This window comes from Janthinobacterium sp. C22 (genome assembly GCF_057919405.1).
On record NZ_CP193659.1, the window covers coordinates 5,026,856 to 5,049,765 of the forward strand.

Consider the following 22,910-nt stretch of genomic DNA (forward strand, 5'->3'; position numbering starts at 1 on the left):
TTATCGTTTCTTCTTGCTTGTTTTTGATGCAGATACAGTTTTTGCTGCTCGTGGTGCCGCCGCGGCAGGTGCCGCGGCTGGTTTCTTGCTGCGCTTGGGCGCGGCTGCCTTGGGGGCTTCCTTCAGGGCGGCCTTGGCTGCGGGCTTGGCACCGTTGGAACGGCCGCCGGAACCATTGCCGGATTTGCCGCCGTTGCTGACGCTGGCCTTGATTTCATGGCGCTGCTCGGTCGCGGGACCGGGCTTGACCATGGATTTCTTTTCGCCCTTGCGCTTGCCGCCGCCGTTCGGCTTGGCCGGCGCTTCTTCGCCCGCCAGTTCCGCATCGGTGACCAGGCGCAAGTCGATCTTGCGCGTTTCCAGGTCGACACGCGCCACTTGCACCGTCAGACGGTCCGTCAATTGATAGCGCTTGCCCGTGCGTTCGCCGCGCAGCTCATGGCGCGCATCGTCGTACTGGAAGTAGTCGGTACCGAGCTCGGTGACGTGCACCAGGCCTTCGACGAACAGGGTGTCGAGTTGCACGAACACGCCGAAGGTGGTCACGCCGGTGATGGTGCCGGTGAACTCTTCGCCCAGCTTGTCCTGCATGAAGTAGCACTTCAGCCAGGCTTCGACGTCGCGCGACGCTTCGTCGGCGCGGCGTTCGTTGGCCGAGCAGTGCACGCCCAGCGCGTCCCAGATGGTCAAATCAGTCTTCTTCGGCTTGCCGTCGGCCTTGTCCTTGGCCTGCTGCTTGCGCGTGGCGTTCGACACGTTGGTATTCAGCACGACTTTATCGGACAGCTTTGGCTCGTATTTCTTGCCTTGCAGAATGGCCTTGATGGCGCGGTGCGTCAGCAAGTCGGGATAGCGGCGGATCGGGCTGGTGAAGTGGGCATACGCCTCGTACGCCAGGCCGAAGTGGCCGATATTGTCCGGGCTGTAGACGGCTTGCTGCATCGAGCGCAGCAGCATCGTTTGCAGCAGGGCCGCGTCGGGACGCTGCTTGATCTGCTGCATCAGGGTCTGGTAATCGGATGCCGACGGCGTGTCGCCGCCCGTCAGGTTCAGGCCGACCTGCTTGAGGAAGGTGCGCACTTGCGTGAGCTTTTCCTTGGTCGGGCTGGCGTGGATGCGGTAGGTGCCCGGATGCTTGTTACGCAGCAACAAATCGGCGGCGCAGACGTTGGCCGCCAGCATGCACTCTTCGATGATCTTGTGCGCTTCGTTGCGCGTGCGGGGGATGATCTTTTCGATCTTGCCCGCGCTATTGCAGACGATATAGGTTTCCGTCGTCTCGAAATCGATGGCGCCCCGCTCCGTGCGCGCTTTCAGCAAGGCGCGGTAGACGGCTTCCAGGTTTTGCAGGTGCGGCAGGATGTCCGCGCGGCGTGCCGCTTCGGGACCCTTGGTGTTGCCCAGCACGGCAGCGACTTCGTCATACGTGAGGCGCGCGGCAGAGTGGATCACGGCCGGGTAGAACTGGTAGGCCTTCAGCTCGCCCTTGTCGCTGACGACGGCGTCGCAGACGAGGGTCAAACGGTCGACGGCCGGGTTCAGCGAGCACAGGCCGTTCGACAGTTTTTCCGGCAGCATCGGGATCACGCGGCGCGGGAAGTAGACGGACGTGCTGCGCTCTAACGCGTCGATATCGAGCGCGTCGTTCGGCTTCACGTAATGGCTGACGTCGGCAATCGCCACGATCAGGCGGAAGCAGTTGGCGCGGCCGATCTTGACGGGTTCGCAATACACGGCATCGTCAAAATCGCGCGCGTCCTCGCCGTCGATGGTAACGAGCGGCACATCGCGCAGGTCGACACGGTCTTTCAGGTCGGCGGCGCGCACTTCGAACGGCAGTTTTTCAGCTTGCTTGAGGGCGGCGGCGGAAAAGATGTGCGGCACGTTGAATTTACGCACGGCAATTTCAATTTCCATGCCGGGATCATCCAGGGCACCGAGTACTTCAACGATCTTGCCGACCGGCTGCTTGAAGCGCATGGGTTGCTCGGTCAGCTCGACGCTGACGATCTGGCCGGCCTTCGCCTTGCCCACCGAACCGGTGACGAGAATGTCCTGGCCGATGCGCTGGTCTTCCGGCGCCACCACCCAGGTGCCGTTTTCCTGGATCAAACGGCCGATGACGTGGGTGTTGGCGCGCTGCGTGACTTCGACGATCGTGCCTTCCGGGCGGCCGCGGCGGTCCGTACCGACGATGCGGGCCATGACCTTGTCGCCATGCAGTACTTTCTGCATTTCTTTCTCGGGCAGGAACAGGTCGGCGCTGGCGTCGTCGGGAATGACAAAGCCGAAGCCGTCGCGGTGGCTCATGACGCGACCGGCGACGAGCGCGCTCTGGTCGGCCAGGCTGAAAACACCGCTGGCGTCAGACTTGAGCTGGCCGTCGCGCTCCATCGCCTTCAGGCGACGGACCAGGACATCCATGGAATCGGCATGCACTTGCAGCGTTTTCCCGAGAGACTGCGGGTCGAGAGGCGCGTTGACGCTGCGGAATATGCCGAGAATGTCCTCCCGGCTGGGGATGGTGTGGGTATTTTGGCTCAAAAGTATTTCTATAGTTGTTATTGACAGTGATCAAACGGAAGACAAAGACCGATGACATCACCGTCAATATTGACACGGTGATGTCCGGTAGTGTACCGGAGGACGCCTTGGTTTGCCTAACGGACAGCGTAGCGGAAACCGAACAAGTGCCCCGCCGATGAAAAAAAGGAGAAAAGCTGCGCAATGCATTTGACTTCGGCAAATATTGCTCTATAATCTCGGTCTCTTGCAGCGACAAACCTTCACGGGAATGCAGTTGCAGGAAAGCGGTACAGGGTTGATGTGCAGTATGGAGCGAAAGCTCATCTGGCGCAAAACTCTTCAAGTCGCTATAATAGCAGAATTGCTGTAAAGTTATTTTGCAACAAGTACTCGAGCAGTAAAAGTAGCAAGCAACAAGTAATAGAGCAGCATCAGTGCCCACGTGGCGGAATTGGTAGACGCGCATGGTTCAGGTCCATGTGCCTTCGGGTGTAGGGGTTCGAGTCCCTTCGTGGGCACCATTACCTAATTCGCAAAAGAGCCGCAAACTTTCACGAGTTTGCGGCTTTTTTCATTTCCGCGCCAGACACCCCCCCTCTCCCGCCAACATAACTTTACCGGTCGCACTGCCGCAGTCGAGCAGCACGGCCTGCCGACAGACAGGAACATGCAAGAAACGCTGAAAAAAGAGGCAAATTCACGCCTTTTTCATAGGGAGCAGCCCTTTTCAAGCAAAAAAACATGTTTCTTGAAGAAAAGTGCAAAATGTTGATTGACCGAATGCGCGCCAGCCCTTATGATTTTGTCCTCGCTGCAGAACATGCAGCGACAAGCAGCAAGCAGTAACAATGCCCACGTGGCGGAATTGGTAGACGCGCATGGTTCAGGTCCATGTGCCTTCGGGTGTAGGGGTTCGAGTCCCTTCGTGGGCACCACCAGCAACAAGTTGTCGATTGTTGTGATCCGCAGTAAAGTAGCAGATAGTAGCAACGAGCAGCAAAAGCAGCACAATGCCCACGTGGCGGAATTGGTAGACGCGCATGGTTCAGGTCCATGTGCCTTCGGGTGTAGGGGTTCGAGTCCCTTCGTGGGCACCACCAGCAACGAGTCGTTTTCGTTGTAATCCGCAGTACAGTAGTGAGATACAGCAGTAAGCAACAAGCAGCATCAGTGCCCACGTGGCGGAATTGGTAGACGCGCATGGTTCAGGTCCATGTGCCTTCGGGTGTAGGGGTTCGAGTCCCTTCGTGGGCACCATTACCTAATTCGCAGAAAAGCCGCAAACTTTCACAAGTTTGCGGCTTTTTTCATTTCAGAATGCCGCGCGGTTTCCCCAACCTGCGGCACCCTCCCCTTATTTGCCCAGCGCCGCCTTCACCGCTTCGGCCAGCGCCGTCGTCGGACGGCCTATCAGCGCGCTCAATTGCCTGCCGTTGTCTTCCAGGCCACCCTTGGCCGCGCCCGCATCGGAATCGGCCAGCAGGTCCGCAAAGCCTTCCGGCACGCCCACGCCCACCAGCGCCGCCTTGAAGTCCGCCTGCGGCAAATCTTTATAGACGATCGCCTTGCCCGACTGGCGCGCCACCTCGGCCGCATACTCGGCCAGGGTAAAGCCGTGGTCGCCAGCGAGTTCATAGATGGCTTGCGGCTGGGCCGAGACCAGCACGGCGGCAGCGGCGGCGGCATAATCCGCGCGCGCGGCGGACGAGAAGCGGCCGTTTTGCGCCGCGCCCAGCACGACGCCATGCTCGAGCACGGGCGCCAGGTGTTCCGTATGGTTTTCCAGATACCAGCCGTTGCGCAGGAAAGTGTACGGCAGGCCGGACGCGCGGATGGACGCTTCCGTGATCACGTGCTCGGCAGCCAGACCCAGCGGCGACGTATCGGCGCGCAAGACGCTGGTATAGGCCAGCAGGGACACGCCGGCGCGCTTGGCCGCATCGATGACGTTCTGGTGCTGCTGCGCGCGCTGGCCCACTTCGCTCGACGAGATCAGCAGGATTTTCGTTGCACCCTTGAATGCCGCATCGAGGCTGGCGCCATCGTTGTAATCGGCCTGGCGCACTTGCACGCCCTTGGCGGCCAGGTCGGCGGCCTTGGCCGGGTTGCGCACGGCGGCGATGATATTGGCTGCGGGGACGGATTTGAGCAGATTGGCGATGACGTGCTGGCCCAGATTGCCTGTGGCGCCGGTAATGACGATCATGATTTCTCCTTGGAGGGTGGGTCGTAAAACCCTATAATAGGACTATTACTTACTTATTGTAAGTACGTACCTTTTGGTAAGTATGAATTACCTCACATTGAAGGCCAACTATCATGTCCACAGACACTCCCGGCGCCAGCCTGCGCGCCGCCCTCGCCCGCCAGAACCAGGGCGCGCAGCTGCTGGCGGCCGCCTGCCCGTCGCGCGCCGTGCTCAGCCACCTGACCAGCCGCTGGGCCGTGCTGGTGCTGGTACTGCTGCTGAGCGGCACCCGGCGCTTCAGCGAACTGCGCCGCGAAGTGGGCGGCGTCAGCGAAAAAATGCTGGCGCAAACCCTGGAAGCGCTGGCGGGCGACGGCTTCGTGCTGCGCCAGGCCTACCTGGTGATCCCGCCCAAGGTGGAATACAGCCTCACGCCGCTGGGACGCGAAGCGGCCGAACGCCTGGCCGTGCTGGTCGACTGGATCGAGGACAATTACCCGCGCATCGAACAGGCGCGCGCGGCCCTGGACGCGGCGCCGGCAGCGCAAAATGCGGCGTGAACAGATTGCTTTTGATCATCAAGAATTATCGTTTACTCCTACTTGCCTTGATGTAATACTAGGCCCATGAACCGCGTAAGGGCGCGACACCATGAACCAGTTGATTTCTTCCATCACCGACCGGGCCAATGTGCTACTGGTCAGCAATTCGCCGAACGAAGTGCGCGAACTGCTGTATGTGCTGGACCGGCATAACCTGGGCACGGGACTGGCGGGCGATATCGACGAAGGCGTGGAACTGGCGGCCGGCGGCACGGACCTGATCCTGCTCGACGCGGCCCTGGCGGGCACGAATATCGGCGCTACCTGCATGCGCCTGCGCAATGCGGGCGGACGCCACAGCGTGCCCCTGCTGCTGATGTCGGCCACCCCCAGCGCCGAGGAACAGGGCCGCAGCGTGGGCGCCGGGGCTTCCGACTACATCAAGATGCCCTTCAATGCACGCGATGTGGCGGAAAAAATTCTCATGGAACTGGCACTGCACAAGGCCGAGGCGCCCGCCGCCCGTCCCTTCGCCACGCCCGCCACGCCGCCGCGCCCCGTGCATCCGCAAACGCTGGAAGTCAATTACCACTCGATCCTGGCCGGTTCGCCCGACGCCGTGCTGCTGTTCGATATCGACAACAAGCTGCTGATCGACGCCAACCACCTGGCCGAAGAACTGTTCGGCATGCCGCTGGCCGCACTGCTGCAAGGCGGCATGGAGCCGCTGTTCCCCACACATCAGAGCGATGGCCGCGCCTCGCCGCAACTGCTGGAAGAAAAGATCCGCGATACCCTGCAAGGCAAGATCGTCGTCTTCCGCGCCAGCTGCTGCCACCGCGACAGCCACCCGATCGCCTGCGAAATCCGCCTGATGCGCCTGTCCGTGCCGGGCCGCCAGCTCGTGCATGCGCGCATCATCGACTTGACCGAACGCAACCTCGCCGAAGCGATGCGCTCGGGCCAGAGCGCCCTGCTGGAAATGGTCGCCAAGGGCGCGCCCCTGGTCCCCACGCTGAACCAGCTGCTGCTCTTGATCGAAGGCCAGTCGCGCGGCGTGCTGTGCTCCATCATGCTGCTCGACGACGACGGCGTCCACATGCACAGCGCGGCCGGCCCCAGCCTGCCGCCCGAGTACATGGCCCTGCTCGAAGGCGTGGCCATCGGCCCCGGCGTGGGTTCCTGCGGCACGGCCATGTTCCTGCGCGAACCGGTGGTGGTCAGCGACATCATGCAGGACCCGCTGTGGGCGCCCTACCGCGAGCTGGCCGCGCCGTTCGGCTTGCGCGCGTGCTGGTCGCGCCCCATCTTCGGCCAGGATGGCGCCGTGCTCGGCTCCTTCGCCATGTACTACCGCGACGTGCGCCAGCCCGATGCGCGCGACCTGGAATTGATCGACACGGCCACCGACCTGGCCGGCATCGCGATTGGCCGCATGCGCCACGAACGCGAGCTGCAGCGCCATCGCGCCCACCTGGAAGAACTGGTGGCCGAACGCACGGCGGCCCTGACGCAGGCCAAGGAACAATCAGAACAGGCGAACCGCGAACTGGCTGCCGCGCTGGAAAACCTGTCCATCACGCAAGAAGAACTGGTGCGCCGCGACAAGCTGGCCGCGCTCGGCGCGCTGGTGGCCGGCATCGCGCATGAACTCAATACGCCGATCGGCAACGGCCTGGTGGTGGCCACCACGATGGCCGAACGCACGCGCGAAATCCAGGCCAGTTTCCTCGATGGCCTGCGCCGCTCCGAACTGGGCGCCTACCTGACCCAGGCCAGCGAGGCCGACGCCATCATGCTGCGCAACCTGCAGCGCGCCGCCGACCTCGTTTCGAGCTTCAAGCAGATCGCCGTCGACCGCGCCAGCTCGCAGCGCCGCCACTTCCTGCTGCGCCAGTTCGTGGCCGAGCTGATGCTGCCCCTGTCCACGCCGCTCAAGGCCGCCGGCCTGAGCCTGACGCAGGACGTGCCGGACGGTCTGGCCATGGACAGCTATCCCGGTCCGCTGGGCCAGGTGCTGAGCAACCTGCTGGAAAACTGCCTGCGCCATGCCTTCGAAGGCCGCAGCGGCGGCAGCATCGCCATCACGGCGCGCGGCAGCGACGACGGGCAGACGATCACCCTGTCCATCGCCGACACGGGCGTGGGCATCGCCGCCGACGACCTCGTGCATGTCTACGACCCCTTCTTCACCACCAAGCTCGGTTCGGGCGGCTCGGGCCTGGGCCTGCATGTGGCGCACAACATCGTCACGGGCGTGCTGGGCGGCCATATCGACGCCACCAGCAGCACCGGTGACGCCAGCGGCACCACCTTCACCCTGCAGCTGCCCGCCGTGGCGCCGCAATCGCCCGCGCCCTGAGCTGCAGGCACGCTACAATGCCGGCAGGCTATTCTTTCGGAGCACTTATGAAATACCTGATCGCCACGGCCCTGCTGGCAGTTTGCGCCTGCGCAACGGCCGGACCCGCCCCTGGTACAAATGGCGCAGCAAGATCGACGGCACCCTGTCGTGCGCCCAGTCCACCCTGGGATTTGGCTGGGAACTGGCCTCGGGACCGTACAAAGATAGCCGTTGCGAAAAACCGGCGCTTGTTAAATAATGGGGCCATGACCACACGGGGCACCGGCTTGAGATCAAGCGATGGCATTGCGGCGTCGAAAGAGTATGGAACGATAAGAACGTATCTATTCAAACCGAGGAGACCACATGTTTACGAATCCCGAACAATTCGCATCGGCCACCAAGGCCCTGTTTGAATTCCAGCTGATGACCTTCAACACCCTCACTTCCAAGGCCGTGCAAGGCGTGGAACAGGTGCTGGCGTTGAACATGGCCACCGCCAAGTCCGGCATCGAGGATGGCCTTGCCGCCGGCAAGGAAATCAGCCAGGCCAAGGATCCGAAGGCCGCCATGGCCGCCGCCGCTGCCCAGCTGCAACCGGGCGTGGCAGGTGCAAAAGCGTATAAACAGCAACTCGACGACATCATCAAGGAAATCCACACGGAATTCACCACGGCCGCCGAAGCCCACGTGGCCGAAGCGAAAAGCAATCTGAGCGCCCTGATCTACGACGTCACGAAGAACGTGCCGCCTGGCTCGGAAAACGCCGTGGCCATCGTCAAGGCCGCCATCGACAACGCCTTCCTCGGCTACGAACAAGTGACCAAGGCCACGAAACAGGCCGTGAAGACCGTGGAAGAGCAGATCGCCAAGGCCAGCGCGCAAGTGGCGCAGGCCACGGAAAAAGCCACGGCCGGCGCGCAGGCTACGGCTGAAAAGGCGGCGCCTGCCGCCAAGCCGAAGGCTGCTAAAAAGTAACAAGCCCCAGGAGCAGGTCCCGGGGTCGTACCCTGCAGGGTACGCCCCCGGCCTTTGCCGGGATTCACCCCACCGGCACGATCCGGTACACGCAGCGCCTCCCCCTGCAGCAGATACTCGCTGCGCTCCACCGTGCAATCGTCCCCCAATACCCGCTGAAAGATGGCCAGCTCCGAGCGGCAGAAATTCTGGCATGCCGTGGCCGCCGCGCAGATCGGGCAATGGTTTTCCACCAGCAAGACACTGCCATCGTCCTGCGGTTCCGCATGGGCCATGTAGCCCTCGCCATCACGCGCGCGGGCCAGGCTATCCACCCTTTGCGCCAAATCAAGCCGAGGATCGACCAGCTTGCCATAGGCCGCTTCGCTGCCGCGTTCGCGCGCGCCGATCAACTTGTCCAGGCCCTCATCGCCGAACAGGGTTTTCACTTGCGCGATCAATTCCAGGGTCAGGTCGGCATGGCGGTCGGGAAAACGCGCGTGGCCCGCCGGCGTCAGTTGCCAGCACCGCGACGGGCGTCCCACCTTGTCGGCCACGTCCTCGAACGCCACCAGGCCCTTGTCCAGCGCCGCTTCCAGCTGGCGCCGCGCGCCCATTGAGGTGATATCGAGCAAGGCCGCCAGCTGCTGCGCCGTCTGCGGCCCCCGCATCTTCAGCAGGAACAGGGTTTGCCCGGACGTGCTCGCATTCATGCCACGGCTTTCGCGTCAACACTACCTGCCAGCTGGCGGCGCCAGGCCGCCATGCGCCACGCGGCCCAGGCGGCGGAACAGGCGCCCGCGACGAGGATCAGGCGCGTGTCGATCAGAGTCAGCACGGAGCCGCTGAGTGCCACGACGATATTGGCGATGCAAAAGGTGGTGGCCAGCAAGCCCATCACGGCGCCCTGCCCGTGCACGCTGAAGCGCTCGGCGCACCAGCCCTGTATCACCGTGTTGTACAGCGCATTCGGGATGCCGAACAGCACGATGGCGGCGATGCCCACCCATATGTTGCCCAGCGCCAAAATCCCGACGGCCAAGGCCACGCCGCAGGCATACCAGCTGGCGCGCAGCAGCGGCGCATGCCGGCTGGGACCGCCCGCCAGCAGCGACGTAATCGTCATCGTGCCGCACAGACCCACATTCACCCAAGCAATCGCCTGCGCATGGTAATTGGCCGTCTCGACCAGCCACAGCGGGTAGAACTCATAGAAACTGGCCACGCCGCAGGTGAACGCCAGCTGCACGATGAACAGGGTGCGCAGCTCCTCATGGCGCAGCAGGTTCAGCGAATGGCGGTCGCGCGCCACTTGCCACCACGACGTCGTCAATAGCGACGGCGTTTCGCGCGGCAAGCCCACGGCCACCAGCACGGCGACGAGCATCAGCGCGGCGGCGGCGATCCAGAACGGCACCGTCACGCCCCAATGCAGGGTCGCGCCCGCCAAGATCGGCCCCACCAGCCAGCCCAGGTAGAACGCGCCGTTCAACCACGACATGGCGCGCAGGCGCAGCGGTCCCGTCAGCTGGTCGGCCAGCATGGCGCGCGCCACGGCGCCGTTGCCCTCCAGCAAACCCGTGATGAAACGGGCGACGATGAACAGCGGGTAGGACTGGATCACCAGCGCCCAGGCCGTGATGGCGTGGCCGATGGCGGCGCCCACTGCCGTGCGCATCAGCAAGGGACGGCGGCCGTAGCGGTCCGACAAGGGGCCCAGCAGGGCCGAGCCGATCAGCAAGCCCAGCGGATTGATCGTCAGCGCCAGGCCGAACAGTAATTTCGACGGCAAGCCGAGGAAATTGTTGAAGGCGTTCGGCGCCTCGGCCGCAAAAAGAGGCGGCAGGATCGGATATGGCAGCGAGGCGCCGATGGTCGACAGCAGCGCCAGCAGGCAGGCGGCGGAAATCAGGATGAAGTTTTTCATGCGGGCTCGACGGATAGTGTCTGGCAAGACTACGTGGTCATGCCAGATAAGTAAACTAAAATGTTTATTAATTATGCACATCATTGCAGCCGTAAAGCGTGCCAGACATCGCCTCGGCTATCATGCCCACATGAATCACGTTGAATAGGGCAAACATGACACTGGCAGAAATTGAACAGCAACACGGCTTCACCTATCCCGCGCTGTACCGGCAACTGGAGCGCGACGGCATGCTGGCCGTGGGCGAATATGGTCCCGACTGGTACAAGCTGGTCTATCCCACATTAAAGGATAAACCCACCCTGCTGCTGCATGCCGACGATTTCGAATTGCTCAATATCAAGGCCGTTGCCGAAGCAGCGGAAACCTTGCTGGACGCGGACGATTACCGGCAAATCGATCCCGCGTACCGCTTCATCCCGTTCGCGCAAACGGGCGCGGGCGACCACTACTGTTTTTTCGCTTCAGGCCAGCACGATGGCGAGATGCCCGTCGTGCTGCTGTGGCACGACCAGAATGAAGCGCAATACCTGGCGAAAAACCTGCAGGACTTCCTGTTTCACATGTTATTAAACAGCATGGCGGACCAGGATACCTACAACGAGGTCAGCGACGACGAATTCAGGGAGCAACTGGCCAACACCCTGGTCACGCATGCGCGCTACCTGACGGTGCCCCAAGCCGACGTGCTGCAAACCTTGCTGGCCAGGGACATCCTCGATTACGAGGTGGCGCTGCCGAAAGGACGCAAGGAAGCGCACCGGGGCTTGCTGACCGATATCGAACTGGCCAGCCTGCGCAAGGAATTCATTCCCTACGAAAAGTTCGACAGCGGTTTTGCCTACAGCACGGCTGACTGAACATAAAATCGCTGGGCAAGCGGCGGATGAGGGTTTAAACTGTATATAAACACAGTAAAACCCGTCACCTTGCAACTTGCCCTATTCCCATCCCCATGCTGAGAGTCCTGGAAAATCCCCTGTACTATCTGGATAATTTCCAGGACGTGCTGAACTGGATCGGCGCGCGTTACGCCGATCTGCTGAGTCTTGAGGAAACGCAATTCATTGCCGACTTCGGCGCACTGCCGCAGCCGTCGCGCGCCCTGTTCGTGCGCCTCGTCATGCGCAAGGGCTGTCTATTTCGCGCCAGCAAGCTCAATTACCCGGAAATCGGCGACACGCGCGCCGCCGCCCTGCCCTTGCTGGCCCTGGCATGGGTGGAAGCCGATCCCGTCATTGCGCTCGAAGAACTGTTCGAGCAACTGTTGAAAGCGGAAATCGCCCAGGCTTTCGATCTCGCCCCGTCCCTGAAGGCGGCGCGCAAGGCCGAGCAGCTGGAGGCCTTGCGCGGGCAGCATGGGGAAAACAGACCGTTCTCCGTCTGGCATCCGGCCTCCGGCGACGTGCTGTACCGCATCGGCCTGCAGCCCCTGTGCGACCGCCTGCGCCTGATTTACTTTGGCAATTATCACCAGGACTGGTCGGAATTCGTGCTGTCCGACCTCGGTGTGTATCAATATGAAAAAGTGGAATTCTCGCCCGAGTCGCGCGGCTTTCGCACGCGCCAGGATATCGAGCACTATGAAGTGCTGCACCAGTGCCGCGAACGCTACAACGACAGCGCGCCGGCGGACGAGGTGCTGCAGGAACTGGCGGCGCTGCCATTGCCCGAGGATAATACCTGGCTGGCCAGCCGGCGCGACAAGCTGCGCTTCCAGATCGCCCAGCATCTGGAGAAATGCCAGGACTGGCCCGCCGCCTACCGCGCCTATGCCGATTGCCGCTATCCGGGCGCGCGGGGCCGCGCCATCCGCGTGCTGGAAAAAGACGAACAGCCGCAAGCGGCGTACGAGCGGCTGACGATCGCCCTGGCCGCGCCGGAAAGCGAGGCGGAACAGCAATTGCTGTTGCGCATGGCCCCCGCTTGCGGCGCAAGCTGGGCCATGCGAAGCAGGCGGCCAGCGCCCCCGCGCCCGTGGAACGCATCGACCTGCTGCTGCCGTATCCTAGCGAAGCATGCTATGTCGAAGGCGTGGTGCGGCAGCACCTGATGCAGGACGAGGCCCCCGTGTACTACGTGGAAAATACCCTGATCAACTCGCTGTTCGGCCTGCTGTGCTGGCCCGCCATCTTCAAGGCCATGCCGGGCGCCTTCTTCCACCCGTTCCACCGTGGCCCTGCCGACTTGCACAGCGCCGATTTTTACCTGCGCCGCAGCACGGACTTCGCCGCCTGCCTGGCGCTGCTGGACGACGGCGGCTACCACGCCGCCATCCGCGCCACGCATGCCGCCAAGCACGGCATCGCCTCACCGTTTGTCAGCTGGGAAGTGCTCGACGACGGCTTGCTGGACCTGGCGCTGGCCTGCATGCCAGCCGCGCACCTGAAGAAGGCGTTCGAACGCATCTTGCTCGATATAAAAAGCAACCGCAGCGGCTTGCCTGATCTGATCCAGTTCTGGCCGGCGGAACGGCGCTACCGCATGATCGAGGTCAAGGGTCCGGGCGACCGCCTGCAAGACAACCAGCTGCGCTGGATCGCCTATTGCACCCAGCACGCCATGCCCGTCAGCGTGTGCTATCTGCAATGGGAGGGTGCATGAAATACACGATCGCCGTGCGCGCCCTGTGCGAATTCACGGCCAAGGTAGGCGACCTGGACCTGCGTTTCACGCCCTCGCCCACGGCGCAGGAAGGCATGGCCGGCCACGCCACCGTCACGGGCCGGCGCGACGACGATTACCAGCGCGAAATCAGCCTGTGCGGCGACTTCGGCCCCCTGCACGTGCGGGGCCGCGCCGATGGCTACGACCCCGCGCGCCGGCAGCTGGAAGAAATCAAGACCTACCGGGGCGAACTGGACACGATGCCCGCCAACCACCGCCAGCTGCACTGGGCGCAGGCGCGCATCTATGGCCACTTGCTGTGCCAGCAGCTGAACCTGCCCATGCTGCGCGTGGCGCTCGTGTATTTCGACATCGCCAGCCAGAAGGAAACGGTCATGCACGAGGAATGCACGGCCGAGGCGCTGCGCCTGTTCTTCGAGCAGCATTGCGCGCTGTTCCTCGACTGGGCCGAGCAGGAAATGGCGCACCGGGCCAGCCGCGACGCGCAGCTCACCAGCATGGCATTTCCCCACGCGGACTTCCGCCCGGGACAGCGCCAGCTGGCCGAAGCCATGTACAAGGCCAGCAGCCGCGGCTGCGGTTTGCTGGCGCAGGCGCCGACCGGTATCGGCAAGACGGTGGGCAGCCTGTTTCCCATGTTGAAAGCGACGGCCGCGCATGGCCTCGATAAACTGTTTTTCCTGGCCGCCAAGGTGCCGGGCCGGCAGATGGCGCTCGACGCCTGCGCCATCCTCAAGGAGAGCGCGCCGCTGCTGCCCTTGCGCGTGCTGGAACTGAGTGCCAAGACCAGTGCCTGCGAGCATCCCGACAAGGCATGCCATGGCGAATCGTGTCCGCTGGCCAAGGGTTTTTACGACCGCTTGCCGCTGGCGCGCGAAGTGGCGCTGGCCAGCGGTTTGATATTGGACAAGGAAGCCGTGCGCGCCATCGCCTTGCAGCAGGGTATCTGCCCCTACTACCTGGGCATGGAGCTGGCGCGCTGGAGCGACGTCGTCATCGGCGACTACAATTATTATTTCGACCTCAGCGCCATGCTGTACGGCATGACCCTGGCCCACGACTGGAAAGTCAATGTGCTGGTCGATGAAGCGCACAATATGGTGTCGCGCGCGCGCAGCATGTATTCGGCCGAACTGGCGCAGATCGACCTCAAAATGCTGCGCAAGTTCGCGCCCGAAGGCTTGAAAAAGCCGCTGGACCGCCTCTCACGCCAGTGGACGGCCCTGTTCAAGGAGCAGGATGGCGACTACCACGTGCATGCGGCCTTGCCCGACAAATTCTTTGGCGCGCTGCAAGGCGTGGCCACGGCCATCGGCGATTACATGGCCGAGCACGCTACCGCGCTGGACGAGGACTTGCAGCGCTTCTATTTCGACGTGCTGCTGATCAACCGTCTGGCGGAGAGTTTCGGCGAGCACTCGCTGTTCGACGTCAGCAAGACGGAGACGGGTTCCACCGTCTGCATCCGCAACATCGTGCCGGCCCCTTTTTGAAAGAGCGCTTCGCGGCCAGCCACAGCACGGCCCTGTTTTCGGCCACCCTGAGCCCGTGGAATTACTACAGCGATACCCTCGGCATGCCGGCCGACACGGCCTGGGTCGACGTGGAATCGCCATTCCAGGCGGAACAGCTGTCCGTGCGCGTGGCCGATACCATTTCCACGCGCTACCAGCACCGCGCCGCCTCGCTGCTGCCCATCGCGCAATTGATGGCGAAACAATACGCGGAAACGCCGGGCAATTACCTGGCCTTCTTCAGCAGCTTCGACTACATGGAAAAGACGGCCACCCTGTTTGCCCAGCATTACCCGGACGTGCCCATCTGGCAGCAGCCGCGCCGCATGGACGATACTGCCCGCGCGCAATTCCTTGGCCGTTTCGGCCTGGAAACACGCGGCATCGGCTTTGCCGTGCTCGGCGGCGCCTTCGGCGAAGGCATCGACTTGCCCGGCGCGCGCCTGATCGGCGCCTTCATCGCCACCCTGGGTTTGCCGCAGATCAATCCCGTCAACGAGCAGATCCGCCAGCGCATGGGCGACATCTTCGGCGCCGGCTACGACTACACGTATCTGTATCCGGGCATGCAAAAGGTGGTGCAGGCGGCCGGCCGCGTGATCCGCACGCAGTCGGACAAGGGCGTCGTGTACCTGATCGACGACCGCTTTTCACGCCCGGAAATACGGCAGCTCTTGCCCACGTGGTGGGATGTGCAGCTAGCCAACCAGTAGTTTGAGCTTCTGGTAGCCCGCCTTGCTCACGGGTATCCTCGTGTCGTCGCGCAGGATGGCCACGTGGCTGTCCCTGGTGGCCGCCTCGATGCGGCGGATGCCGTCGATATTGAGCAGATACGAGCGGTGCACGCGCAGGAACTTGGCGGGGTCGAGCTGGGTTTCCAGTTCCGCCAAGGTCTGGCTTTTCAGGTAGGACTTGCCCTCGGAACGGATACTGATGTAATCGTCCTGCGCCTCGATGTAATCGATGCGCGCGCTGGCGATGACATGGACCTTGGCGCCATCGCGGATCAGCACGCGGTCCAGGGGCGCGGCGCGCGTGGCCGCCTCGCGCGCCAGCGTTTGCACAGCTGCTGGCGTGCTGCGGTTGGCGCGCGCATGGGCCAGCGCCTGCTCGAAGCGCTGTTCGCTGAACGGCTTCAGCAGGTAATCGAGGGCATGGCATTCGAACGCCTTCAAGGCGTACTGGTCGTAGGCCGTGACAAAGATCAGCCTGGTCTTCGCGCCGATCAGCTCGGCCACTTCGAAGCCGTCCAGGCGCGGCATCTGGATGTCGAGAAACACCAGTTCCGGTTCCAGTTCCGCGATCGCCTTGACGGCGTCGAAGCCGTTGGCGCATTCGGCCACGATGTCGATATCGTCGTGGCGCGCCAGGTATTCGCGCAACACGCTGCGCGCCAGTAATTCATCATCGACGATGGCCACGCGCATTCTTGCCTGCATCATGCTTCCTCCGTGTCGCCGGTCTGCGCCGGCATGGAAATCATCACTTCGAAATGGCCGTCGCGCCGGCCCCAGTGCATGCTTGCCTCGTGACCATACGCGCCGGCCAGGCGCTGGCGCACATTTTCCAGGCCCACGCCATTGCCGCGCGCCGGCCCCTGATCCGCATCGACGGGGTTGCGCACGGCGATCTGCAGCAGGCTGCCCGCGCGCCGGACCTCGATGGCGATCAGTCCGCCCTCCGTCAAGCCGCAGATACCATGCTTGACGGCATTCTCCACCAGCGGCTGTATCAGCATGGGTGGCAACAGACACGCCAGCGCGGCGGTGTCGATGCTTTCCGTCACTTGCAGGCGCGCGCCGAAACGCACTTGCTCGATGGCGAGAAAGTGGCGGATCAGCACCAGTTCCTGTTCCAGCGTAATGTGCTTGTGCGCTTCCAGGCTCAGGCTCTGGCGAAGAAACTGGCCAGCTGCACCGTCATCTGGCGCGCGCCCGCCGCATCGATAGACGTCAGGGCGCTGATGGAGTTCAAGCTGTTGAACAGGAAATGCGGATCGATCTGCGTGCGCAGCATGCGCAGTTGCGCTTCCTGCGCCATCAGCTGCGCTTCCAGGCCCCGCTGCTCGGCCATGCTGGCGCGCACGAATTCGAGCAGCAGGTAATGCACGGCGGCGGCCAGGCAATACAGCAGCGCGCCCAGGCCGAAGAACAGGGCCAGCAGCGATTGCGTCAGGTCCACGCCCAGCCAGTGCTGCTCCAGCAACAGGCTGACGCTGTTCAGAAACTGCAGCAGGGTCGCCCACAACAAGCCCGCGAACAGGGCCGCCACGCCCATCACGCCGGCGATGGCGAGCGGATGGCGGGCATGCAAGGGGTAGGCGCGGCACAGGTAAAACGCGGAAAAACCCGAGCCGATCGCATACACGAGCGTGGCGGGCACCACCAGCAGGACGGCATTAATCCACGGCGCGTGGGCCGCCCTGGCCAGGATGGCGGCCAGGGCCAGGCCCAGCGCGACGCACACCAGGAACACCACCACGGCGCCGCGCCGCTTCGACAAGGGTCCGGACATGCGCGCCTAGTTGCGGATTTCCAGGCCGCCCATGATGGCGTAACCCGTCACGTACAGGCGCTTGTTCTGGTTCGGCGGCACGATGGTCTTTTCCTCGAAGCCGCCGAGGATCGGCGTGCCCTGCAGCACCACGCTCCAGTCGGGCGGAATCTTGATGGTGACGCCGCCGCACAGGGCGAACACGTTGAGCACGGCTTCGCCTTCGATCGATGCCTGGCGCAAGTCGATTTCGCAGCCCGCCATGATGACGTTGATATCGCCGCCCCTGAAGCGCTGCGACGACACGCGCCGCACGTAGCCGCCCAGGATGGCCGTCACTTCGATGATGCTGTCGTCGTCCGCCTGCCCGCTGGCGCCGGGCGCCGCAGTGGCCTCGGCGGCGTCCTTGTCCAGCGACACGGCGCCATTCCTGGGCTGGCCGAAGGCGTCTGGCGCAGCGGTGCCGCCGGGCGGCGCGGCAAAATGCCGGCGGCGCTGCCGCTGCTGTGCGCCGGGCAAGGATTTCGACACGACGGCCACGCCGGCGGCGATGATGAGCAGCGGCCACAGCATGCTCCAGTTGATATAGAACAAGCCCATGGCTTTCAAGGTCCAGCTCAAGCCCAGCAAGACCATCACGCCGCCGAGAATGTAGCCGGAGCGGGTATGGCTTTGCGATATTTTCAGCAAGCCGAAAATGATGAGGATGGTGGGCCAGAAGCGGAAGGTGTAGCGCACATTGATGAAGCCCAGGTTATCGAGCAGGAACAGCAGCCCCAGGCCGATGACAATGACGCCCAGCACGATCTGCGATGGCGAATGCAGCGGCGGTCTATTTTTCATGCTCGGACTCCCGGTAGGCAATAAAATGTTTGTTCAGCAGCGGTTCCAGCACGAGGCCCACGCCCCAGGCGATCAGCAAGGCTGGCCAGCTATTGTAGAAACTTAAGTTCCACAGTTCTTCATACGACACATACCACCACGCGGCGAAGAAGATCAGCCACAGGCCGCTCAATACCTGCTTGGCGGACACGGGCGCAACCAGCTTGTTGAGGCCGAAGACGACCAGTATCAGGGGCCAATAATGCCATAGTGCATAGTAGTCATGGAGATAGATCACATCGAGCCGGTCCAGCAGGATGACGGCGCCGACGGCGATCAGCAGCACGCCCCACAGCAGCTGGGTACGGCGGTAATAAGCGGGTTCAGGTTTCACGGTCGCCCCTTGAAGTGAATTGATCGTCAAGATACGCGGATTTCAGGCCCGCGAAAACTGCGCTTCGGCGAATGGCGGACAGGTGGCGGTGAATGGCGCGGCGGAGGGAGCGACAGGCAAAAAGACCGGCTAACGCCGGCCTTGAAGGGGTTCGCAGTTCACACCGCGACCTGGAGTTGCAGTGCGCAGCCGCATGGCGCAAGCGCGCCCGCGGCGGAAATCTGGTGCCGATCCTTGAGGCGACCGGCTGACCTGCTGGAAGATCGAACATGCCGCCAACTTCACGGCAGTGCGTCTCAACCAAGCAAAGCCATCATACTCCCGATCGGGCAAAAGCACCGTTCGCTAGCGCACACAGATGCCGTTTTGCTGAGCTGCATCAAGCAGCCGTGGCGTGCGGCGGCTGCAGCATGTCGTTCCCGATCCATGCCAGCACGGACGGTCCCTGCGGCTGCCAGCCCAGCAGATTGCGCGACCGCTCGCCGCGCACGCGGCTGTTGGAACCGAGACCGTACGAGGCCATCTCGTAGCCCCATTCCGCAATGGCTTCCGGCAGCGGCCAGTCCTGCGCGGGTCCCAGGTCCAGCGCCTGGGCGATGGCGGCCGTCATGTCGCGGAAGGCCGCCTCGCCCGACTCGACAAAGTAAAACGTGCCGGCGGGCGATTTTTCCAGCGCCAGCAGGTACAGGCTGACGACGTCGTCGATATGCACGTTCGACCAGATGTTGCGGCCCGGCCCCACGTGGCGCACGATGCCGCTCCTGCGCGCCTGCTTGAGCAAACGGGGCAATTGCACGCTGTCGCGCGGCAAGGCGCCGTGGCCATAGATCAAAGTGTTGCACAGCACGCTGGCGCGTACGCCCTGGCCTGCGCTGGCCAGCACCAGCTCATCGATGGCGACCCGTGCCGCCTTGTCGGCCGTCGGCGCCGGCAGCCTGTCTTCGTAATAGATCTGTTCCGTGCCCTCGCCGCCCGAGGCGTCGCCCACGATGGACGAGCCGCTGGTGTGCAAAAACACCTTGTTCGTGCCGGCCAGCGCCTCAATGATGGCTTCGACGGCGCCCCGATGGTCGCTGCTGGCCGCATTGATGACGGCGTCCGCCGCCCTCGCCTGTTCGATGATCAGCTCGCGGTCGTTCAAGGTGCCGACGATGCCTTGTACGCCGATGGCGGCCAGCTCGGCCACCTGCTCCGGCTTGCGCACGAGGCCCGTCACCTGATGGCCGGCGCGCACGAGGCCCGCCGCGATGGAACTGCCGATGAAACCTGCCGCGCCTGTCAAGAATACTCGCATCATTACTCCTTTGTTGGTTCAGATTGCAATCAATCACAGCAACAAAGTATGCGCGCTTTCATCTTTCGAAAAAAGCGGCCGCACAGCAAAAGATCTATGACTTTGGCGCAACAATCTTCTGCTTGAGCTGCAGGGCGGCGATGTAGCGGCTCCGGTAGGCGGGATCTTCTGGCGTCAGCAAGGTGAGCCTGTCGCGCGCGCGCGTGGCGGCGACATAGAAGCGGTTTTCCTCTTCCAGCGGATCCGTCTTGCTGCGCGGGAATTCGTCGACGGCCAGGTAGGGCAAAATCACGTGGTTGTACTCGAGGCCCTTGATCTGGTCGATGCAGGCGATGACGAGTTTGGCCTTGCCGGTCGAGACCGTCACGGCCTCTTCCATCTCGCCCAGCCAGCCGGCAAAGCCGCCCAGCGCCACGCCCGCTTCGCGGCATACGTCGATAAAGCCATGCAGGGAACGGGCGACGACCCGCGCCTGGGCCGGATCGACATAGATGCGGCGCGCCGTCTGTTCCAGCTGCATCAGGCCAAAGATGTGCTGCAGCGCGTCGCCGGCCAAGGCGTCGGGAGGCAGCGCGCGCAGGTAGTCGACGGCGGCCAGGGTCAGCGCCGCCTTGTCCTGGTTCTGCGACTTGGCCAGCTGGTTCGTCAAGAAGCCTTCCAGCAAGTCGGGATAATTGGCCACGTCGGCCTTGGCTTGCTGCAATTCCGTGCGCGTAAACGGGATTTCCGCGAAGGCCACCAGGGCTTCGAGGATTTCGCCGCGGCGCGGGCCGCTCTTGATCGCGTGCAAATCCTTGCGGGCGATGGCGACCATGCCGCGCAGCATCAGCACTTCCAGGCTCAGCAGATAGCTGTTCATGTCCACCAGGCCATACGCAATGCCGCTCTGAAACAGCGCCGTTTCCACGCGGATGGCCTGGTCGCGGTCGCGCAGCAAGATGGCAGTCGTGCCCGCATGCGCGTGTTCGAGCGCGGCGATCAGCTGGGCGCTGCACGCCTGCGGCTGCGCATGGTCATATTCGAGCAGCTCGATCTGCGTGGCGCGCGACAGGGCCGACACGCTGGGCTTGTTCTTCAGCACGCCCACGGCCTGCGCCAGCTGCGGGCCGTAGCGGTAGGATGCCGTCAGCGGCAGGCGCTGCAAGGCGGGGAATTCCTGCTCGAAGCGCTGGCGCAGGAAGCGGTGGTCGGCGCCCGACCACGTGTAGATCACTTGATCCTTGTCGCCGGCGCCGCAGAAAAACGCGTTGCCGCGGCGTATCAGCATGGTCAGCAGGCGGAACGACGCCTCGTTCAAGTCGTGCAATTCATCGGCCACGATGATCTGGAAGGCCGGCAATTGCTGGCGCAGCGGCTCGTCGCCGTCGAGCATGCGCACGAGATCGTAGGTGGCGTCGAATGGGGCGCGGAACTGGATATCGCCCGTGTCGGCGCCGCGCAAGCCTTCGTATTCGCGCAGCCACAGATAGTGCGTGCGCGACATGCCCAGCATTTCCAGGTTGTCGTCCAGGGAATTGCTCTCGAAGTCAGGATTCTGGAAATCCAGGCGCGCCTTGGTGCGCAATTGCAGTTTCAGGAATTCGGCAATGGCCCCGTTGGTCGTATTGATTTCCAGCGGGTAGCGGTGAGCGTATTTCTCGGAAACCACTTCCAGCGCTTCCCAGGCCACGGGGCGCAGCTCTTCATCGCTGCGCATGAACGCCACCTGCATGTTTTCCAGCTGCGACAGCACCTTGGCGGCAAAGGCGTCGAAGGTGTCGATGGTCAGGCGCTTGACGACGCCCAGCGGCACGCCCACTTCCAGCAGGCGCTGGCGCAGGGCCACGCGCGCCGCTTCCGTGAAGACGAGGGCCAGCATGCGTTCGGGCGCGCGGCCCCGGTGCAAGGCTTCGGCCAGGCGCAGGGCCAGGGTCGTCGTCTTGGCCGCGCCGGCATTGGCGTCGATCAGGACGACCTTCTTTTGCGCCGTCTGGATGGCGACCTGCTCGGGCGTGGGCGTGATGCGTTTGGGAATGAACTGCGGGGCGTTATCTGTACTCAAGGGTATCCTGAAATGGTGTCTGTTCTCGGCGCGCTACCAGGCGCAGGTGCGCAGGCCGGCAAAGATGTCGCCCCGTTCGGGTGCATGGAAGGCGCGCATGCGGGCCGAATGCAGGCGCTGCGGCGTGGCGAACGAGGCCCCGCGCAAGACCTGGTGCTGCATGAAATACGGCGCCGAATACTCGCGCCAGGCATCCACCGCAAAGCCCGGATACGGCTCGAACGGCGTCGCCGTCCACTCCCATACCTGGCCCCAGTGAAAGCGCGGGTGGCCGGACAGCGCAGCATACTCCCATTCCGCCTCGGTCGCCAGGCGGCGCCCCGCCCAGGCGCAATACGCCTGCGCTTCATACAGATTGATGTGGCGCACGGCTTCGTTCGGCGGCAAGGTCGTGCGCTGGCCGAAGCGCATGGTGCGCCACTGCGTCGCTTCGCGCAGCCAGTACAAAGGCGACGAGCGCTCCTGCCGCATCAGCCAGGCGCTGCCGGCCGCGCTCCAGAACTGGCGGTTCTGATAGCCGCCATCGGCGACAAAATCGGCAAACTGGGCGTTGGATACGGCGCAGGCATCGATGGAAAACGGCGCCACGTAGCAGCTATGGGGCGGCGATTCATTGTCGAAGGCAAAACCGGCACCGCGCGGCGAGCCCAGTGCAATGGTACCGCCAGGAAAAGCGATCTGCCTCGCCCCGGGCGGCAAGGCCGGGCTGGCGGCCAGGGATTCCGGTGCTTCCAGACCCAGCCATTGCAGACCGGCCAGCATTTCCTCGCCACACAAGTCTTCATGCGCCAGGGCCAGCCGGTACGGCGCCAGGGCGCTGTCGACATTGGCTTCGCGCGAGAGCTTATCGAGCACGCGGTCAAGCACTTCATGGCAATACGTTTTGACGGCGCCGGGGCTGGGCAATTCCAGCGTCCAGCGCGCGCGGTGCTCGACCATATTGGCGTCGAACAAGTCGTCGCCGCGCGTCAGCAGGGAATTATAAATGGCGTCGGCCGGATGGCTGGACGCCGCTTCGCGCAGGATGAACCACTCGGCAAACCAGGCGATCTGCGCCAGTTGCCATAAAGGCGGATTGAGGCGCGGATGACGGGGCAGGCCCGCCACCACGTCCAGGCCGGCAGTGACGTAACAGTCGAACAGGGAAAGGGTGTCCTGGCGCGCGGCCAGCAGCGACTGGGCCAGTTGCTGCGCGCCGGCGTGGCGAAAAGAGGCGTTGATTAAAGTCATAGCCAGATTG

General features: G+C 63.4%; 15 protein-coding genes, 4 tRNA genes and 3 pseudogenes. 11 read left to right on the plus strand and 11 right to left on the minus strand.

The features are described from left to right. Window positions 1-2,544 carry a ribonuclease R gene (gene rnr, locus ACRHIG_RS23525; protein ID WP_489628099.1) on the minus strand — a complete coding sequence of 848 codons (2,544 nt, stop codon included), beginning with the start codon at window positions 2,542-2,544 and terminating at the stop codon, window positions 1-3. Window positions 2,545-2,962: 418 nt separating this feature from the next. Here rnr and ACRHIG_RS23530 point away from each other — a divergent pair. From ACRHIG_RS23530 to ACRHIG_RS23545, 4 genes are all read left to right on the plus strand, one after another. After that, window positions 2,963-3,047 (plus strand) — tRNA-Leu (locus ACRHIG_RS23530). 329 nt (window positions 3,048-3,376) lie between these two features. Beyond that, a tRNA-Leu gene (locus ACRHIG_RS23535) sits at window positions 3,377-3,461 on the plus strand. A 77-nt stretch (window positions 3,462-3,538) separates the two neighbouring features. Beyond that, a tRNA-Leu gene (locus tag ACRHIG_RS23540) sits at window positions 3,539-3,623 on the plus strand. A 75-nt stretch (window positions 3,624-3,698) separates the two neighbouring features. Continuing rightward, window positions 3,699-3,783: transfer RNA gene (locus ACRHIG_RS23545), tRNA-Leu, on the plus strand. 97 nt (window positions 3,784-3,880) lie between these two features. Here ACRHIG_RS23545 and ACRHIG_RS23550 read toward each other — a convergent pair. Beyond that, window positions 3,881-4,732, minus strand: a complete 852-nt coding sequence (locus ACRHIG_RS23550; RefSeq protein WP_489628100.1) for an SDR family oxidoreductase — start codon at window positions 4,730-4,732, stop codon at window positions 3,881-3,883. Between the two features lie 113 nt (window positions 4,733-4,845). Here ACRHIG_RS23550 and ACRHIG_RS23555 point away from each other — a divergent pair, with 113 nt between their 5' ends. From ACRHIG_RS23555 to phaP, 4 genes are all read left to right on the plus strand, one after another. Next, window positions 4,846-5,274 (plus strand): winged helix-turn-helix transcriptional regulator, encoded by a 429-nt coding sequence (locus ACRHIG_RS23555; protein ID WP_489628101.1) that lies wholly within the window; start codon window positions 4,846-4,848, stop codon window positions 5,272-5,274. Between the two features lie 91 nt (window positions 5,275-5,365). Then, complete coding sequence (locus ACRHIG_RS23560) at window positions 5,366-7,618, plus strand: ATP-binding protein (RefSeq protein WP_475413504.1); 2,253 nt, start codon at window positions 5,366-5,368, stop codon at window positions 7,616-7,618. Between the two features lie 82 nt (window positions 7,619-7,700). Next, window positions 7,701-7,859: a hypothetical protein gene (locus ACRHIG_RS23565; RefSeq protein ID WP_489628102.1), complete on the plus strand. Its 159-nt coding sequence runs from the start codon at window positions 7,701-7,703 to the stop codon at window positions 7,857-7,859. Window positions 7,860-7,966: 107 nt separating this feature from the next. Next, on the plus strand, window positions 7,967-8,578 hold the full coding sequence (gene phaP, locus ACRHIG_RS23570; protein WP_489628103.1) for a TIGR01841 family phasin: 612 nt from the start codon (window positions 7,967-7,969) through the stop codon (window positions 8,576-8,578). A gap of 688 nt (window positions 8,579-9,266) precedes the next feature. Here the strand turns inward: phaP and ACRHIG_RS23575 are convergent. Continuing rightward, window positions 9,267-10,484 carry an MFS transporter gene (locus tag ACRHIG_RS23575; protein ID WP_489628104.1) on the minus strand — a complete coding sequence of 406 codons (1,218 nt, stop codon included), beginning with the start codon at window positions 10,482-10,484 and terminating at the stop codon, window positions 9,267-9,269. A gap of 155 nt (window positions 10,485-10,639) precedes the next feature. Here ACRHIG_RS23575 and ACRHIG_RS23580 point away from each other — a divergent pair, with 155 nt between their 5' ends. The 3 genes and pseudogenes from ACRHIG_RS23580 (at window position 10,640) to ACRHIG_RS23590 (ending at window position 15,339) form a co-directional block, all read left to right on the plus strand. Next, the gene (locus ACRHIG_RS23580; protein WP_489628105.1) at window positions 10,640-11,344 is read left to right on the plus strand and encodes an SMI1/KNR4 family protein; all 705 of its coding nucleotides are present in this window, start codon (window positions 10,640-10,642) and stop codon (window positions 11,342-11,344) included. A 95-nt stretch (window positions 11,345-11,439) separates the two neighbouring features. Then, window positions 11,440-13,088: pseudogene (locus ACRHIG_RS23585) on the plus strand (VRR-NUC domain-containing protein). Continuing rightward, window positions 13,085-15,339 (plus strand): annotated as a pseudogene (locus ACRHIG_RS23590) (ATP-dependent DNA helicase). Before ACRHIG_RS23585 ends, ACRHIG_RS23590 begins: the two co-directional pseudogenes overlap by 4 nt. Here ACRHIG_RS23590 and ACRHIG_RS23595 read toward each other — a convergent pair. The 8 genes and pseudogenes from ACRHIG_RS23595 to senA form a co-directional block, all read right to left on the minus strand. Continuing rightward, window positions 15,325-16,053 carry a LytR/AlgR family response regulator transcription factor gene (locus ACRHIG_RS23595; RefSeq protein WP_489630863.1) on the minus strand — a complete coding sequence of 243 codons (729 nt, stop codon included), beginning with the start codon at window positions 16,051-16,053 and terminating at the stop codon, window positions 15,325-15,327. The pseudogene ACRHIG_RS23590 and the gene ACRHIG_RS23595 sit on opposite strands and share 15 nt — an antisense overlap. Window positions 16,054-16,064: 11 nt before the next feature. After that, window positions 16,065-16,469 carry a sensor histidine kinase gene (locus ACRHIG_RS23600; RefSeq protein ID WP_489630916.1) on the minus strand — a complete coding sequence of 135 codons (405 nt, stop codon included), beginning with the start codon at window positions 16,467-16,469 and terminating at the stop codon, window positions 16,065-16,067. Between the two features lie 6 nt (window positions 16,470-16,475). Then, window positions 16,476-17,140: pseudogene (locus ACRHIG_RS23605) on the minus strand (histidine kinase); the annotation flags it as partial. 6 nt (window positions 17,141-17,146) lie between these two features. After that, entirely contained in the window at window positions 17,147-17,962 is an 816-nt protein-coding gene (locus tag ACRHIG_RS23610) for a LiaI-LiaF-like domain-containing protein (protein ID WP_475413512.1), read from the minus strand. After that, window positions 17,952-18,335, minus strand: coding sequence for a LiaF transmembrane domain-containing protein (locus ACRHIG_RS23615; protein WP_475413513.1), 384 nt, complete (start codon window positions 18,333-18,335; stop codon window positions 17,952-17,954). Before ACRHIG_RS23615 ends, ACRHIG_RS23610 begins: the two co-directional genes overlap by 11 nt. A gap of 379 nt (window positions 18,336-18,714) precedes the next feature. After that, on the minus strand, window positions 18,715-19,629 hold the full coding sequence (locus ACRHIG_RS23620; RefSeq protein ID WP_489628106.1) for an NAD-dependent epimerase/dehydratase family protein: 915 nt from the start codon (window positions 19,627-19,629) through the stop codon (window positions 18,715-18,717). 94 nt (window positions 19,630-19,723) lie between these two features. After that, on the minus strand, window positions 19,724-21,670 hold the full coding sequence (locus ACRHIG_RS23625; RefSeq protein ID WP_489628107.1) for a UvrD-helicase domain-containing protein: 1,947 nt from the start codon (window positions 21,668-21,670) through the stop codon (window positions 19,724-19,726). A 33-nt stretch (window positions 21,671-21,703) separates the two neighbouring features. Further along, window positions 21,704-22,900, minus strand: coding sequence for a selenoneine synthase SenA (gene senA, locus ACRHIG_RS23630; protein ID WP_489628108.1), 1,197 nt, complete (start codon window positions 22,898-22,900; stop codon window positions 21,704-21,706). Window positions 22,901-22,910: the final 10 nt, after the last annotated feature.